The organism is Caulobacter sp. 10L414 (assembly GCF_056395525.1).
In genome coordinates, this window is the sequence record NZ_JBFTJR010000062.1 from 13570 (window position 1) to 28332 (window position 14763).

General features: G+C 69.9%; 18 protein-coding genes and 1 pseudogene. 7 read left to right on the top strand and 12 right to left on the bottom strand.

The window, feature by feature from the left end; translation table 11 throughout:
• Positions 1 to 131 precede the first annotated feature (131 nt).
• Both AC1DCG_RS20580 and AC1DCG_RS20585 read right to left on the bottom strand, forming a co-directional pair.
• Entirely contained in the window at positions 132 to 1073 is a 942-nt protein-coding gene (locus tag AC1DCG_RS20580) for an electron transfer flavoprotein subunit alpha/FixB family protein (protein ID WP_477041637.1), read from the bottom strand.
• Positions 1073 to 1819 carry an electron transfer flavoprotein subunit beta/FixA family protein gene (locus AC1DCG_RS20585; RefSeq protein WP_477029095.1) on the bottom strand — a complete coding sequence of 249 codons (747 nt, stop codon included), beginning with the start codon at positions 1817 to 1819 and terminating at the stop codon, positions 1073 to 1075. Before AC1DCG_RS20585 ends, AC1DCG_RS20580 begins: the two co-directional genes overlap by 1 nt.
• A gap of 245 nt (positions 1820 to 2064) precedes the next feature.
• On the opposite strand from AC1DCG_RS20585, the gene AC1DCG_RS20590 reads away from it, so the two are divergent.
• Positions 2065 to 2331: a hypothetical protein gene (locus AC1DCG_RS20590; protein ID WP_165257476.1), complete on the top strand. Its 267-nt coding sequence runs from the start codon at positions 2065 to 2067 to the stop codon at positions 2329 to 2331.
• A 5-nt stretch (positions 2332 to 2336) separates the two neighbouring features.
• Here the strand turns inward: AC1DCG_RS20590 and AC1DCG_RS20595 are convergent, their stop codons facing one another.
• On the bottom strand, positions 2337 to 2495 hold the full coding sequence (locus AC1DCG_RS20595) for a hypothetical protein (protein ID WP_477029096.1): 159 nt from the start codon (positions 2493 to 2495) through the stop codon (positions 2337 to 2339).
• A gap of 136 nt (positions 2496 to 2631) precedes the next feature.
• On the opposite strand from AC1DCG_RS20595, the gene AC1DCG_RS20600 reads away from it, so the two are divergent.
• Complete coding sequence (locus AC1DCG_RS20600; protein WP_165257480.1) at positions 2632 to 2901, top strand: hypothetical protein; 270 nt, start codon at positions 2632 to 2634, stop codon at positions 2899 to 2901.
• A gap of 167 nt (positions 2902 to 3068) precedes the next feature.
• Here AC1DCG_RS20600 and AC1DCG_RS20605 read toward each other — a convergent pair whose 3' ends face one another.
• Both AC1DCG_RS20605 and AC1DCG_RS20610 read right to left on the bottom strand, forming a co-directional pair.
• Positions 3069 to 3278, bottom strand: a complete 210-nt coding sequence (locus AC1DCG_RS20605; RefSeq protein WP_477029097.1) for a cold-shock protein — start codon at positions 3276 to 3278, stop codon at positions 3069 to 3071.
• 75 nt (positions 3279 to 3353) lie between these two features.
• A complete protein-coding gene (locus AC1DCG_RS20610) occupies positions 3354 to 5138 on the bottom strand; it encodes an SLC13 family permease (RefSeq protein ID WP_477029098.1) in 1785 nt (594 codons plus the stop codon).
• An 83-nt stretch (positions 5139 to 5221) separates the two neighbouring features.
• Between AC1DCG_RS20610 and AC1DCG_RS20615 the strand changes: the two genes are divergently transcribed.
• Positions 5222 to 5614 (top strand): type II toxin-antitoxin system RelE/ParE family toxin, encoded by a 393-nt coding sequence (locus tag AC1DCG_RS20615; protein WP_477029099.1) that lies wholly within the window; start codon positions 5222 to 5224, stop codon positions 5612 to 5614.
• 24 nt (positions 5615 to 5638) lie between these two features.
• Positions 5639 to 5947, top strand: a complete 309-nt coding sequence (locus AC1DCG_RS20620; protein WP_477029100.1) for a helix-turn-helix domain-containing protein — start codon at positions 5639 to 5641, stop codon at positions 5945 to 5947.
• 12 nt (positions 5948 to 5959) lie between these two features.
• Here AC1DCG_RS20620 and AC1DCG_RS20625 read toward each other — a convergent pair whose 3' ends face one another.
• From AC1DCG_RS20625 to AC1DCG_RS20645, 5 genes are all read right to left on the bottom strand, one after another.
• Positions 5960 to 6535: a hypothetical protein gene (locus AC1DCG_RS20625; protein ID WP_477029101.1), complete on the bottom strand. Its 576-nt coding sequence runs from the start codon at positions 6533 to 6535 to the stop codon at positions 5960 to 5962.
• On the bottom strand, positions 6532 to 7752 hold the full coding sequence (locus AC1DCG_RS20630) for a CCA tRNA nucleotidyltransferase (protein ID WP_477029112.1): 1221 nt from the start codon (positions 7750 to 7752) through the stop codon (positions 6532 to 6534). The genes AC1DCG_RS20625 and AC1DCG_RS20630 overlap by 4 nt, the downstream gene beginning before the upstream one ends.
• A gap of 313 nt (positions 7753 to 8065) precedes the next feature.
• Entirely contained in the window at positions 8066 to 8722 is a 657-nt protein-coding gene (locus AC1DCG_RS20635) for a CoA pyrophosphatase (RefSeq protein ID WP_477029102.1), read from the bottom strand.
• Positions 8719 to 9294 (bottom strand): DUF1285 domain-containing protein, encoded by a 576-nt coding sequence (locus AC1DCG_RS20640; RefSeq protein WP_477029103.1) that lies wholly within the window; start codon positions 9292 to 9294, stop codon positions 8719 to 8721. Before AC1DCG_RS20640 ends, AC1DCG_RS20635 begins: the two co-directional genes overlap by 4 nt.
• A 217-nt stretch (positions 9295 to 9511) precedes the next feature.
• Positions 9512 to 10033, bottom strand: a complete 522-nt coding sequence (locus AC1DCG_RS20645; RefSeq protein WP_477029104.1) for a GNAT family N-acetyltransferase — start codon at positions 10031 to 10033, stop codon at positions 9512 to 9514.
• Between the two features lie 264 nt (positions 10034 to 10297).
• Here AC1DCG_RS20645 and AC1DCG_RS20650 point away from each other — a divergent pair.
• Positions 10298 to 11561 (top strand): annotated as a pseudogene (locus AC1DCG_RS20650) (MFS transporter).
• Positions 11562 to 11679: 118 nt separating this feature from the next.
• Here the strand turns inward: AC1DCG_RS20650 and AC1DCG_RS20655 are convergent.
• Positions 11680 to 12159: an N-acetyltransferase family protein gene (locus tag AC1DCG_RS20655; protein WP_477029105.1), complete on the bottom strand. Its 480-nt coding sequence runs from the start codon at positions 12157 to 12159 to the stop codon at positions 11680 to 11682.
• On the opposite strand from AC1DCG_RS20655, the gene AC1DCG_RS20660 reads away from it, so the two are divergent.
• Positions 12158 to 12487, top strand: a complete 330-nt coding sequence (locus AC1DCG_RS20660; RefSeq protein ID WP_477029106.1) for a TfoX/Sxy family protein — start codon at positions 12158 to 12160, stop codon at positions 12485 to 12487. The two genes, AC1DCG_RS20655 and AC1DCG_RS20660, sit on opposite strands and share 2 nt — an antisense overlap.
• A gap of 144 nt (positions 12488 to 12631) precedes the next feature.
• Here AC1DCG_RS20660 and AC1DCG_RS20665 read toward each other — a convergent pair whose 3' ends face one another.
• Positions 12632 to 13489 carry an SDR family oxidoreductase gene (locus AC1DCG_RS20665; protein WP_477029107.1) on the bottom strand — a complete coding sequence of 286 codons (858 nt, stop codon included), beginning with the start codon at positions 13487 to 13489 and terminating at the stop codon, positions 12632 to 12634.
• Between the two features lie 141 nt (positions 13490 to 13630).
• On the opposite strand from AC1DCG_RS20665, the gene AC1DCG_RS20670 reads away from it, so the two are divergent.
• Entirely contained in the window at positions 13631 to 14698 is a 1068-nt protein-coding gene (locus AC1DCG_RS20670; protein ID WP_477041638.1) for a DUF2855 family protein, read from the top strand.
• The last annotated feature ends 65 nt before the right edge of the window (positions 14699 to 14763 follow it).

Below are 14763 nucleotides of genomic sequence, written 5' to 3' on the forward strand. Positions count from 1 at the left end.
AAACGGGAGCGAGTTCCTCCAACGAATCCCTCTCTCTTAGAGAGAGGGATTCCCAATGGCGCCTGGCGGCCGAAAAGCAGAAAGGCCCGGGATTGCTCCCGGGCCTTCCGTTCTCGACGAAGCGAGAAGCCTTACTTGCCGGCGGCGGTGAGCGCGCTCATCAGGTCCGGCACGGCCGACTTGTAGTCGGCGACTAGGCCGTAGTCGGCGACCTGGAAGATCGGCGCGTCGGCGTCCTTGTTGATCGCGACGATCACCTTGGAGTCCTTCATGCCGGCCAGGTGCTGGATGGCGCCCGAGATGCCCACGGCGATGTAGAGCTGCGGGGCGACGACCTTGCCGGTCTGGCCGACCTGGTAGTCGTTCGGCGCGTAGCCGGCGTCGACCGCGGCGCGCGAGKCGCCGACGGCGGCGCCCAGCTTGTCGGCCAGGGGCTCGATGACCGCCTGGAACTCTTCGGCCGAGCCCATGGCGCGGCCGCCCGAGACGACGATCTTGGCCGCGGCCAGTTCCGGACGGTCGGACTTGACCATCTCTTCGCTGACGAAGCGGGTCTTGGCCGCGTCGGCGCCCGAGACGCTCTCGACAGCGGCCGAACCGCCTTCACCCGCCGCCGCGAAGGCGGTCGGACGCACGGTGATCACCTTCTTGGCGTCGGACGACTGGACGGTCTCCAGCGCGTTGCCGGCGTAGATCGGACGCACGAAGGTGTCGGCCGAAACCACCTCGATGACGTCGCTGATCGGAGCGACGTCGAGCTTGGCGGCGATGCGCGGGGCGAAGTTCTTGCCGCCGGCGGTGGCCGGGACCAGGATCGCGTCGTAGTTGCCCGCGAGCGCCAGGACGGCGTCGGCCTGGGCTTCGGCGATGCCGTGACCCAGGGCGTCGCTCTCGGCCAGCAGCACCTTGCGGACGCCGGCGATCTTGGCGGCGGCGTCGGCCACGGCCTGCGCGCCCTTGCCCAGGACCAGAACGTCCACGTCGCCCGACAGCTTCAGGGCGGCGGTGACGGTCTTGTTGGTGCCGTCGCGCAGGTGCGCGTTGTCGTTGTCGGCGATGACGAGAACGGCCATTACAGCACCCCCGCGGTCGTGAGCTTGGAGACGAGGTCGGCGGCGGACTCGACCTTGATGCCGGCCGAGCGCTTGGCGGGCTCGGTGACCTTGACGACGGTCAGGCGCGGAGCGACGTCGACGCCGTAGTCGGCGACGGTCTTCTGCGCGATTTCCTTCTTCTTGGCCTTCATGATGTTGGGAAGGCTGGCGTAGCGCGGCTCGTTGAGGCGCAGATCGGCGGTGATCACGGCCGGCAGGTCGACGTCGAGGGTCTGCAGACCCCCGTCGACTTCACGGGTGACCTTGGCGGTCGAACCGGCGATCTCCACCGCCGAGGCGAAGGTCGCCTGCGGCCAGTCGAGCAGGGCCGACAGCATCTGGCCCACGGCGTTGTTGTCGCCGTCGATGGCCTGCTTGCCCATCAGGACGAGGCCGGGCTGTTCCTCGGCCACCACGGCCTTGAGCAGCTTGGCCACGGCCAGCGGCTCGAGGTCGGCGTCGCTGGTGATCAGGATGCCGCGGTCGCCGCCCATGGCCAGCGCCGTGCGGATGGTTTCCTGGGCTTGAGCCGGGCCGATCGAGACGATGACGACTTCGGTCGCCGCGCCCTTTTCCTTGAGGCGCACGGCCTCTTCGACCGCGATCTCGCAGAACGGGTTCATCGACATCTTGACGTTCGCCAGGTCGACGCCCGTCTGGTCGGCTTTCACCCGAGCCTTCACGTTGTAATCGATAACCCGTTTGACCGGGACCAGAACCTTCATCGGTCTACGCCGCCTCCTGGCTGCTTCTCTTTCGAGGTTTCCCCTGCTTGGACAATCGACTTAGCGCGTCCTCCCAGGTTTGCAAGTTTCCCCTGACGTAAGCGTAATGCGCTTTTTCAAGGATCATTCAAACAAATGTACGACACCATTGGCGAGCCGTCAGCGCCGCCGCGCGCTCCCCTCGCGAAATGGGGCCCGTGAAATGGGGCTAGCCACATAGCGCGGCCGGTGCTTAAGACGCCGCCATGAACCGCAACATCAACCGCCTGAAGATCATCTTCATCGGAATCTTCCTCGCCAGCATCGTCGGCGTGTTCGGCTACCACTATCTGTGGGTCTGGCCGAAGGCGAAGTGCGAGGCGCGCGGCGGCGCCTGGGCCGGCAAGTGGCTCAAGTGCGCCACGGTCTATCCGATCGAGACCCTGACCGGCCGCCCAGCGGGCCTGCCGGCGATCAACACCGACACCTCCAAGATGGACGGCCCGTCGGTCCGGAACCCGGAAAAGAAGTAAGGCGCCTATTGCGGCGAGGGCTCGTCCTCGCCGTCGCCCTCGCCAGACTCGGCCCGCTTGGCGGCCTTGGCCGCGGCCTTGTCGGCGGCTTTCTCGGCGGCCTTGGCCGCCTTCTGGCGCTCGCGCTCCTGGCGTTCGAAATTGTAGTTCGGCTTGCGGGCCATGCGGCTCCCCTTCGTCGACAGACCGCCCTGCGCTGAAAGCGCCGGCGGACGCCCTTGTGTTCCTAACCTTCGCCGTGTTCGGACGGAAAGGTCCAGACACGAGGGAGCGAACAGCCAAGCTGGGCGTTCCCTTACCATGCGTAAAAGTTCAGCCATTCCGCGTACGGGCCAAGGCGCCCTGACCATCGCCCGCCACAGCCAGGAGATCGCCTTCTCGCTGCTGGTCTCAAACGGGGTCGCGGGCCGCCGCTCCGGCAAGGGCAGCCTGACCGGCGAGCCCGAGGCCATGCGCCAGGCCTTCCGCGCCGGCGACGCCCGCCTCACCCTGGACGACGGCACCGAGCACCTGATCGCCATCGTCGCCCACACCGAAGGCGACGGCACGGCCTATTTCGAGCTGCGGTAGGGGCTCTCTTCAGCCCCGCCCCTGATCCGAGCTTCCCCGCGCAGGCGGGGATCCAAGCCGCGCCTGCGGTCGATCCACGGCCGCGCCTCAGTCTGAAGGTCAGCTTGGGTCCCCGCCTACGCGGGGAAAACGGGCTTTGTGAGCGACTCCGCGCCCACGCCCCGCCCTCAAGCCCGCAGCTTGCCCGCCACCATCTGGCCGCTGAACGGGTCGCGTTCCAGCTCGTAGGCGATGGCCTGGCCGTCTTCCAGCGGCGGCAGGCCGGCCCGCTCGACCGCGGCGGCGTTGACGCGGATCTCGGATCCGTCGTCGCCGTCGGGCGCGATGGCGCCAAAGCCCTTGGCGGTGTCGAACCACAGCACAGTGCCCGTCGCCATGACGCTCCCCGTCAGCCCTCGCGGTAGCCGGACTATGACGACAGCTTTCGCGGCGCGGCAAGCCTTCCCCAACCGTCAACGGCCGGCCAGCGGCCAGACCAGCGCGATCAGGGCCGGGGCCGTCAGCAGGATGAGCAGGGACAGCGGCGCGCCCAACCGGGCGTAGTCGCCGAACCGATAGCCGCCCGGCCCCAGCACCAGGGTGTTGCACTGGTGGCCGACGGGCGTGAGGAAGTCGCAGCCGGCCCCCACCGCCACCGCCATCAGGAACGGATCGGGGCTGAGCCCCAGGCGCTCGGCGAGCCCCAGCCCGATCGGCGCGACGATCAGCACGGTGGCGGCGTTGTTGAGGAAGGGCGTGGCCAGCATCGCCACGGCCATCATCGCCGTCAGGGTCAGCAGGGGCGGCATGCCGTCGAAGGCGCCCGACAGCCAGGCGGCGATCAGGTCGGTCCCGCCGCTCTTCTGGATGGTGTCGCTGACCGGGATCATCGCCGCCACCAGCACCAGCACCGGCCCCTCCAGCGAGGCGTAGGCCTCGCGCATGCGCAGGGCGCCGGCAGCCACCACCAGCACGGCGGCGGCGAAGAAGCCGGCCGCCACCGGCAGCACGCCCAGCGCCACCAGCACCATGGCCCCGGCCAGGATCGCGGCGGGCAGGATCGCGTGGCGCACCCCGCCCAGCCGCACCTCGCGCTCGGCCAGCGGCAGGCAGCCCAGGGCCTGCAGCGCGCCGGGCAGCTGCTGCTCGCCGCCCTGCAGCACCAGGATGTCGCCGGCCTTCATGCGGATGGTCGCCAGGCGCCCGGCCATGCGGTAGCCGGCGCGGCTGACCCCCAGCAGGTTGACCCCGTAGGTCTCATTCAGGGCCAGGCCCTTGGCGGTCTTGCCGATCAGGTCGCTTTCGGCGCCGATCACCGCCTCGACCACGCGCACCTCGTCGGTCGGCTCATCCATCACCACGGGGCGAGCGGCGTCGGACAGCCGCAGGCGGGCCTTGAGGATCAGCTCGTTCAGCGCCTGCTGCTGGCCCTCCAGCAGCAGCACGTCACCCGGCTGGATCTTGCGGTTGACGTGCGGCGAGGCGATCCGCTCGCGGCCGCGCAGGATGGCCACCACCGCCACGGCGTCCTCGGCGGCGCGCCTGAGGTCGCCGACCCGGCCCTGCTCGAAGCTCCAGCCCTCGGGGATCTCGACCTCGGTGACATAGGCGTTGGCGGCCAGGGCCGCGTCGATGTCGACCGCCGCCGTCCGCCCGGCCGGCAGCAACCGGTAGGCGAAAGCCAGGTAGGTGATGGCCATCACCGTCAGCGCCCCGCCGACGGGCATGAAGTCGAACATGGCGAAGGGCTTGCCCAGCGCCTCCTGCCGCACTTCGGAGACGATGATGTTGGGCGAGGTGCCGACCAGCACGGCCAGGCCTCCGACCAGCGAGCCGAACGACATCGGCATCAGGATGCGCGAGGGCGGCACGCCGGTGTTCCTGGCCATGCGCAGGGCCGAGGGCATCATCAGGGCCAGGGCCCCGACGTTCTTGGTGGCCATCGACAGCACCGCGGTGATCGCCGCCATCACCGGCGCCTGGCTGCGGGCGGTCTTCAGCCGCGGCAGCAGCGGCGCCATCAGGGTGTCGACGATGCCCGAGCGCGACACCGCCGCGCTGAGCACCAGGGCGCTGGCGATGATGATGACGATGTCGTTGGAGAAGCCGTCGAAGGCGCTCTTGACCGGGATCAGGCCCGACACCACGCCGACGGCCAGGGCGCCGACGGCGATCAGGTCGTAGCGCCAGCGGCCCCAGACGAAGCAAAGCACCGTGGCGCCGACCAGCGCGAAGGACAGTCCCTGCTGCAACGTCAATCCGGCGCCCTCCCCCAAAGCCCAGCTCTGTGGGGGACAACGGGCGGAGGGGCGATCCGTTCAGTCGTAGCGGCGCGCGACAATTGACAGACTACGGCATTGCCGTATCCTTCTTCCCATGGGCGATCGCCGCCATACCGTCGTGGAGACGCCAGGCTTCATCGCTCAAGCCAAGCGAAGGCATGTCTGATGACGAGCGCGTCGATCTGGTGAGCTTCCTGGCGGAAAATCCGACCTCGGGCGACCTGATCGTTGGTTCCGGCGGATGCCGAAAACTCCGCTTCGCCCGCGCCGGCGGCGGCCGCAGCGGCGGCTACCGGGCGGTGACGTTCTTCGAGGGTGAAGACGGGCGCGTGTTTCTGCTGGCGATGCTGGCCAAAGGCTCACGCGCCAACTTCAGCGCCGCGGAGGTCAAGGCGATGGCCGACGCGACCGCCATGATCAAGGCGGCCATGCGCGCGGCCAGGAAACGCTAGTCGCGTTGGATGAGGAGCATACGGATGGCTGAGAACTTCAACCGCATCATGGAAGGCCTCGGCGACGTCCTTGAGATCGTCGAGGGTCGCGCCGCGCCCGAAAGCTATCGGGTCCATGTTCCGGAGAAGGTCGACGTGAAAGCGATCCGCGACCGCCTGAAACTCACCCAGGCCGGCTTCGCCGAGCGCTTCGGCTTCTCGATCGGGGCGGTGCGCGACTGGGAACAGGACCGCCGGACGCCCGAGAAGTCGGCCCGCGCCCTGCTGACCATCATCGATCGCGAGCCGGCGGCCGTCGAACGGGCGCTCGGGCCGATCACGGCCGATACCTGACCCCTTCGCCGCTCAGCCCGGTTCCTGCTCGGTCCAGCACGGCTTGAGTCCGGGGCCGGCGGCGTTCCACCAGCGCGCCAGGGGCGAGGCGTCGTCGCCGGTGGCGCCTAGGCCCATGGTCCAGCCGCCGCCTTCACTGACCGCCCGATAGCTCCAGAGCATGTAGAGGCCCGGGTCGGTCGAAGGCGCCTTGAGGTCGTCGACGCCCAGGCCCGGCACGTCGGGACGCAGGGTCAGGGCCTCCATGCCCTTCAGCATCGCGGCCACGGCCGGGCAGGTGCGGGAGTCGGCCCAGGTCAGGCCGCCGGCGCCCGACAGGTTTCCCCACGCCCGGCGCACCACCCAGCGATGACCGCCCGCGCCGTCGCGCAGGGCGTAGAAGCTGCTGGACGACCAGGCGCGGCCCAGCGATCCGAGCTCGTCGAGCGCGGCGAAGGGCGACACGTCGTGGTGGCGGACCTGGCGGCTGACGGCCCGGGCGGCCTCGCCCTTCGCCACGTAATCGGGCTTAGGGACGGGCTTGGGGTCGGCCAGCGCGGCCGAGGCAGCCAGGGCGACCAGGATCGCGCCGGGCAGGGCCCGCCTCAAACCGCCATGCCCTGGACCACCGCCTTGAGGCGCTCGATCACCGACAGCTTGTCCTCGATGAAGTCCTGGTCGATCCACCAGATCTCGACCTCGCGCATCACCTCGCCGACCAGCGGGCCCTTGGGCACGCCGGCGCGCATCACCTCGGCGCCGGTCAGCGGGAAGGTCGGCGGGTCCCAGTTCTCGGCCAGGGCCAGCAGGGCGCGCCACTGCGAGGTGGTGGCCGGGCGGGTCGAGCCGGCCCAGGCCAGCTTCACCCGGTCGGTGAAGGTGCGCAGGCTGAGCGCGTAGACGGCGCGGCGGGCCTCGCGCGGGCTCATCCACGAGACGATGCGCGGCGAGGTTCCCACCGCCTCGATCAGCCGCTCCTTGAGGGCGTTGGACAGGCGCAGGCGCTCGGCCAGCTCGCGGGCCAGCACGCCGTCGTCGGGGATCAGGGCGGCCAGGCGCAACTCGACGTCGTTCTCGAACAACTGCTCGGTCTCGATGGCGACCAGGCCGTCGAGGCGGGCCAGCGATTTGACGAACGGCAGGATGGCGGAGAGCACGCCGGTGGCCGCCATCAGCCGCAGGGCCGGACGCGGATCCTCGGCCGCCAGCAGCTTCAGGATTTCCTTCTGCGTCCGCTCGGCCGCGCGGCCCGAGACCAGACCTTTAAGCGCCTTGCAGGCGGCCAGGGCCTTCTGGTCGGGCTCGCCCTTGCCGTACCAGGCCTGGAAGCGGAAGAAGCGCAGGATCCGCAGGTAGTCCTCGCGGATGCGGGTCATCGGCTCGCCGACGAACACCACCTTGCCGTCCTTGGCGTCCTGCACCCCGTGGCCGGTGGGATCGTAGAGCCGGCCCTCGCCGTCGACATAGAGGGCGTTGAAGCGGAAATCCCGGCGCTGGGCGTCCTCTTCCCAGGCGTGGGTGAAGGCCACCACCGCCCGGCGGCCGTCGGTCGAGACGTCGCGGCGCAGGGTGGTGATCTCGAAGGGGATCTTGCCGGAGACGGCCGTGACCGTGCCGTGGTCGACGCCGGTGGGAATGGCCTTCAGCCCCGCCTCGCCCAGGGCCTCGATCACCTGGTCGGGCGTCAGGATGGTGGCGATGTCGATGTCGTCGACCGGCTTGTTCATCAGCGTGTTGCGCACGCAGCCGCCGACGAAGCGGGCGCAGCCCGGACGGCCCTTGGCCTCGAGCGCGGCGATCACCGCCCTGGTCTCGGGCCATGCCATCCACGGCGGCTGGCCGATGGTCTGGGTTTCCACGCGACATCCCCCTTACGCAACGGCAGGCCGCCTCCCGTTGGCGCGGGCGGGACGTCCTGCTTTCAAACGACTATTTCAGGGAATGGACCGCCGCGCCAAGAGCCGAAACGCACTCGTCCCCAACTGTCGGCGATACCTGTCATCCCGGCCGGAGGAACGCGCCAGCGGTCCGTAGAGCCGGGACCTCCCACGCATGCAGTTTCGGAACCGTGGGAGATCCCGGCGCTCCGCTTCGCTGCGGCCGGGATGACAAYGAGATGAGACGGGCGAGTTGAGCCCCCTACGCCTCGACCGCCACGCTCTCGGGGTGYAGGCGTTCGTACAGCGCCCGCAGCATGCCCGCCGTCGCGCCCCAGATGAACCGCTCGTTCCACGGCATGGCGTAGAAGAACCGCCGGCCGGTAGGCGTGTCGCGGTGCTGGCGCTGGTGGTTGGCCGGGTCCATGAGAAAGTCGAACGGCGTCTCGAAGACGTCGGCCACCTCGTCGGGATTGGCGACCAGCTGGCAGTCGGGATCGACGAAGCCGACCACCGGCGTGACGTGGAAGCCGGTCACCGTGGCGTAGCCCTGGATCAACCCGGCCACCTCGACGAAGCGGGGATCAAGGCCGACCTCCTCGTTGGCCTCGCGCAGGGCCGTGCCCCACGGCGTCTCGCCCGGATCGCAGCGGCCGCCGGGAAAGGCGATCTGGCCGGTGTGGCTGCGCAGGGTGTCGGACCGGCGGGTGAGGATGACGTTCAGGCTGCCTGGCCGCTGCACCAGGCCGATCAGCACGGCGGCCGGGCGCAGGGCGTGGGGATTGTCGATCCTCAGGCCCGGATTGAGGTCGAAGTCCGAACGCCAGTCGTTCTTCAGGCAGGGATCATAGGCCTCGATCGGGTCGAGCCGGCTCTTGATGAAGGCCCGCCGGGCCGCCGCGTCGGTCTGGGGGATCATGCGGGACCGACCGGGAACCAGGCGCCGTTCGAGGCGACGCAGAAGCGCGGTCCGTCTTGCGTGGCGCGCTCGACCGCCATCTCGACCAGTTCGTAGAACACCGGGCGGGCGATCAGCGCCTCAAGCCCCCGGCGCACGTGCAGATAGGGGCGCGGCTCGCCGGTCGCCGGGTCTTCCTCCACGCGGATGGCGTGATCGGGGCCGGCCTCGACCTCGTCGCCGACATTGGTGACGAAGCGCAGGGCCTCGCCGTCGCGGTCGACCCGCACGGCGATGAACGGTGCGTCCTCGACCGTGATCCTCATCTTCTCCACCGGGGTGACCAGATGGAAGCCGTCGGGGTCGCGCCGCAGGATGGTCGAGAACAGCCGCACCAGGGCCTCGCGGCCGATCGGGGTTCCCTCGTGGAACCACACGCCGTCCCTGGCGATGCGGATGTCGATGTCGCCGCAGTGGGGCGGGTTCCACAGGTGCACCGGCGGCAGGCCCTTGCCGCCGGCGGCCCCATCACCTGCGGCCTTGGCGGCCTTGGCGACGCCGTCGAGTCCGGTGCTGGCTGTGTCGGAGGGCATGGACCTCAGTTAGGTCATGCGCGCGCCGGGCTCAAGCTGGAGCGCACCGAGGCATGCTCCGATCGCCCCTCGATCCGACCTTCCCCGCGAAGGCGGGGATCCAAGCCGAGCTCGCGGGGTGTCCACGGGGCGCGCTCCATCCTGAAAGTCAGCTTGGGTCCCCGCCTTCGCGGGGATGCACGGTGAAGAAGCAGGAGCTTCGAGGCGCCGATCCGCCCTAGGGAACCGCCACGCGCCCTTCGAAGCCCTCGTCGCCGCCCGGGACCAGGGCCTTCAGCAGCACCCGGCGCTGGTCGGCGGGACCGGGCATCACGACCTTGGCGGCGGGCGCGGCCGAAAAGCCGATGCGGCTGAAATAGGGGGCGTCGCCCACCAGCAGCACGGCGCTCCAGCCGGCCTTGGCGACGGCGGCGCAGGCGGCCTCGACCAGCGACTGGCCCAGGCCCGCGCTGCGCTGCTCGGAATCGACGGCCAGCGGCCCCAGGAACGCGGCGGGCTTGCCGCCGATGGTCACCGGCCACAGACGCACGCTGCCGATCACCTGGCCGCCGCGCAGGGCGACGAACGAGCAGGCGTCGAGCTTGCGATTGGTCTCGCGCAGCCGTTCCGACGACTTGGCGAAGCGGCCGGGACCGAAGGCGCGGTCGACCAGCGCCTCGACGGCGGCGGCGTGATGCGGGGCCTCGACCTGGATCGAGGGGGCGTCTTGCGGAACGACAGCGGCGGAGGAAACGGTCATGAACGACGAAGATCCGGATACGAGCAGGGGCTTTATCCCCGGCGCGTGACGCGGCCGCGACGGCCGCCGTTTTCCGGGGGGCGTTAGGCGCGGAAGCAGGTCCGCGCGGCGCAGGTTCGTCGTTGGCGTCGCATCGGCGGCGCTCTCCCCGTGGCAGAGGCGCGCGGCATACGGCCCAACGCCCCCCGCGTCAACGAAATCGACGACCTTATGAGACAAACGCGATTGCGACGCTTCGTCTCAAGGAGCAGGGTCCGCGCCGAAATGTCAGACCCCGCCGCCCTCCCCGCCGATCCCGACACCTCGACCCGCGCCCTGCTGCGCGAGCGGGACTACCTGCTGTTCTGGGGGGCGCGGTTCGTCGGCACCCTGGGCGTCCAGATCCAGGCCGTGGCGCTGGGCTGGCAGGTCTACGCCATCGCCCGCCAGACCATGTCGGTCGGCGAGTCGGCCTTCATGGTCAGCATGATCGGCCTGGCGCAGTTCGTGCCGCTGTTCCTGCTGACCCTGATCGCCGGCGAGACCGCCGACCGCCGCAGCCGCAAGCACATCGCCATGATCACCTTGGGCGTAGACACCGTCAGCGTGCTGGTGCTGCTGTTCATGGCCGTGCGCGGCATCCACGCGCTGTGGCCGATCTTCACCATGGCGGTGTTCTTCGGGGCCAGCCGGGCCTTCATGTCGCCGGCCGTCAGCGCCATGGGGCCGATGCTGGTGCCGCGCCCGCTCTTGCCGCGCGCCATCGCCTGGAACTCGCTGGCCTGGCAGAGCGCCTCGATCGCCGGCCCGGCGCTGGGCGGCCTCTTGCTGGTGCACTCGGCCGGCCTGGCCTTCGGCGGGGCGGCGGCGCTCTACCTCGTCGGCCAGGTCCTGCTGGCGGCGATCCGGAAGTCGACCACGCCCGTGGCCCAGCCCGGCTCGCGCCTGGAGCTGATCAAGGAGGGGCTGGCCTATGTGTGGAACAACAAGATCGTCTTCGGCTCGATCTCGCTGGATCTGTTCGCGGTGATCCTGGGGGGGGGCCACGGCCCTGCTGCCCGTCTTCGCCCGCGACGTGCTGCACATCGGCCCCGGCGGTTTTGGCCTGCTGCGCGCCTCGCCGGCCATCGGCGCGACGGTCGTGGCGATCTACCTGGCCAGCAATCCGATCCGCCGCCACGCCGGCCGGATCATGTTCGCCGGCGTGGCGGTGTTCGGCGCGGCCACGGTCGCCTTCGGCCTGTCGAACCTGGTGTGGCTGTCGGTGGCGGCGCTGGCGGTGCTGGGCGGGGCCGACATGCTGTCGGTCTATGTGCGCCAGACCCTGGTGCAGCTGGTCACCCCCGACGCCATGCGCGGCCGGGTCTCGGCCGTCTCGGGCGTGTTCATCAGCGCGTCCAACGAGCTGGGCGAGGTCGAGAGCGGCGCGGTGGCCTGGCTGCTTGGCCCCGTCGGCGCGGCGGTGTTCGGGGGCCTGGGGGCCATCGGCGTCACCGGCCTGTGGGCCTGGCTGTTCCCGGCGCTGAGAAAGGCCGATCGGCTGGAGTAGGCGGCGGTGCGTCCTTCGAGGCTCGCCTGCGGCTCACACCTCAGGATGAGGGGCTCATCGCGCTGAATTCCTCATCCTGAGGCGCCCGCGCAGCGGGCCTCGAAGGACGCAAGGCCTCTCACCCAGCCGCCAGCTTCGCCAGCGCATCGCCGGTCATCCGCCGCACGGTCCACTCATCCATCGCCGCCGCGCCCAGGCCGTCATAGAAGGCGATCGACGGCGCGTTCCAGTCGAGCACGGCCCATTCCAGCCGGCCCAGGTTCTCGGCGACGCAGCGGCGCGCCAGGTTGGCCAGCAGCGCCTTGCCCGCCCCAAGGCCGCGAGCGGCCGGCCGCACGAACAGGTCTTCCAGATAGATCCCGTGCCGCCCCACGAAGGTCGAGTAGTTGTAGAACCACAGGGCCAGGCCCACCGGCTCGCCGTCGATCAGGGCGATGTCGCAGAACGCCTTGGGCGCGTCGCCAAACAGCGCCGCCTCGATGTGGGCTTGCGTGGCCTCCACCTCGTGCAGCAGCTTCTCGTACTCCGCCAGGTCGCGGATGAACGACAGGATGAGAGCCGCATCTTCGGGCGCGGCGGGACGGACGGTGACGGACATGGCGGTTTCGGAAGACTTCCTGGAGTTCGTGCTGGAGCAACTGGCCCCTCTGGGAGCGCTGAAGCCCAAGCGGATGTTCGGCGGGGTCGGGATCTACGCCAACGGCCTGTTCTTCGCGATCCTCGACGACGACACCCTCTACCTGAAAGGCGACGCCCAGCTCAAACCCCAGTTCGAGGCGGCCGGCGCCCACGCCTTCGACCCCTTCGGCGAAGGCAAGCCCATGGCCTACTGGAGCGCCCCGGCCGAAGCCATGGACGACCCCGACCTCCTGGTCGAATGGGCCCACAAGGCGCTGGCCGTGGCGGGGCGGAAGAAGGCCAGATGAAACCTCTCCCAGAGGGAGAGGGAGGGGCCCGCGCCGCAGGCGTGGGAGGGTGAGGAATTACCCCCTCCACCGTCCTGTCCCCTCACCTTCCCACCGCTTCGCGGCGGGCCCCTTCCTCTCCCCATGGGAGAGGTGGATCGAGGACTACCCGATCACCACGCCGGGCGGCGGGACGCTGTCTTCGGGCACGAAGAAGTCGGGCATCAGGCTGGCGGTGGGATCGACGCGGTATTGGTCGAAGTCGCGCACGCCTTCGCCGTAGAGGAACGTGTCGTCGATCAGGAACTGGCCGGTCAGCTCGCGCGAGGGCTTTTGGAAGATCGCGTGGGCGGCGTCGGCCATGATCTGCGGGGTGCGGCAGTGCTTGAGGCCCTCCTCGCCGGTCAGGGCGAACTGGATGGCGGCGGTGGCGATGCCGGTGCGCGGCCACAGGGCGTTGAAGGCGATCCCGTCGGCCTCGAACTCCTTGGCCATGCCCAGCACGCACATCGACATGCCGAACTTGGCCATCGTGTAGGCCACGTGGCCGCCGAACCAGCGCGGCGACATGTCCAGCGGCGGCGACAGCATCAGCACGTGCGGATTGGCCGACGTCCTCAGGTGCGGGATGCAGGCCTTGGAGGTCAGGAACGTGCCGCGTGTGTTGACCTGGTGCATCAGGTCGTAGCGCTTCATGTCGGTCGACAGCGTGCCGGTCAGCGAGATGGCCGAGGCGTTGTTGACCAGAATGTCGATGCCGCCGAACCGCTCGACCGCCTGGTCGACGGACGACTGCACGCTGGCCTCGTCGCGCACGTCGACCACCAGCGGCAAGGCCGTTCCACCGGCCGCGGCGATCTCGTCGGCGGCGGTGTAGATGGTGCCCGGCAGCTTGGGGTGGGGATCGGCGGTCTTGGCCGCCACCACGATATTGGCCCCGTCGCGCGCGGCCCGCAGCGCGATGGCCAGGCCGATGCCCCGGCTGGCCCCGGTGATGAACAGCGTCTTGCCCGCGAGGCTCATGGCGCATCCTCCGTCATTGTCGGCGTTATGATTGGCGGCGACCATGCGCCGGCGACACGGCGGGCGGCAAGCATTCAAACAATCGTTTGACTTGTAATGCGGCCGCGCGCCTACTCCCCGCGATCCAAAGGAGAGCTCGCCATGGCCTGGGACTTTCTGGTCGCCAAGTCCGACCTGCGCCGCACGGCGGTGCGCGAGGTCGAGCCGGCGCCGTTGCAGGACGGCCAGGTGCGACTGGCGATCGAGAGCTTCGCCCTGACCGCCAACAACGTCACCTACGCCGTGTTCGGCGAGGCCATGCGCTACTGGGACTTCTTCCCCGCGCCGGAGGGCTTCGGCCGGGTGCCGGTCTGGGGCCACGCCCGGGTGGAGGCCTCGGCCCATCCGGACATCGCCGTCGGCCAGCGGTTCTACGGCTACTGGCCGATGTCGACGCACCTGACGGTGCAGGCCAGGCCCGGACGAGGCGGCTTCGCCGACGTCTCGCCGCATCGCGCCCACCTGGCGGCGGTCTACAACCAGTACCAGGCCGTGGGCGCCGGCGAAGGAGACGAGGGCTGGCTGGAGGCGCACAAGGCGCTGTTGCAGCCGCTGTTCATCACCTCGTTCCTGATCGAGGACTTCCTGGACGAAAGCGCCCTCTTCGGCACCCGGTCGGTGATCCTGTCCAGCGCCTCGGCCAAGACGGCGATCGGCCTGGCCCACCTGCTGAAGCATCGCGGCGGCGCCAAGGTCGTGGGCCTGACCTCGCCGCGCAACGTCGCCTTCGTCGAGGCGCTGGAGGTCTACGACCAGGTCGTGACCTATGCCGACCTGCCCGCGGCCCCGATCGAGCGGCCGGCGGTGTTCATCGACTTCGCCGGCGACGCGGCGGTGCTGCGCAGCGTGCATGAGACCTTCGGCCAGGACCTGGCCTTCTCGCTGCTGGTCGGCGGCACGCACTGGGAGACCGAACGCGGCGGCGCAAGCCTGCCCGGCCCCAAGCCGGTGTTCTTCTTCGCGCCCGACCGCATCGCCAAGCGCCGCCAGGACTGGGCGCCGGGCGAGTTCGAAAGCCGCTACGGCGCGGCCTGGGCCCCGTTCGTCGCCGACGCGCCGCGCTGGCTGACGGTGGAGCGCGCCCAAGGGCAAGCCGCGATGCAGGCCGCCTTCCTGGCCCAGGTCGACGGCGGAACCGCGCCGAACATCGGGGTGGTGCTGGCGCCCTGAGGAGACAGCCCGAATGACCGCTTGGGGTGGTTCGCCGTCGTGAATCCTCCCCCTTTGGGGGAGGT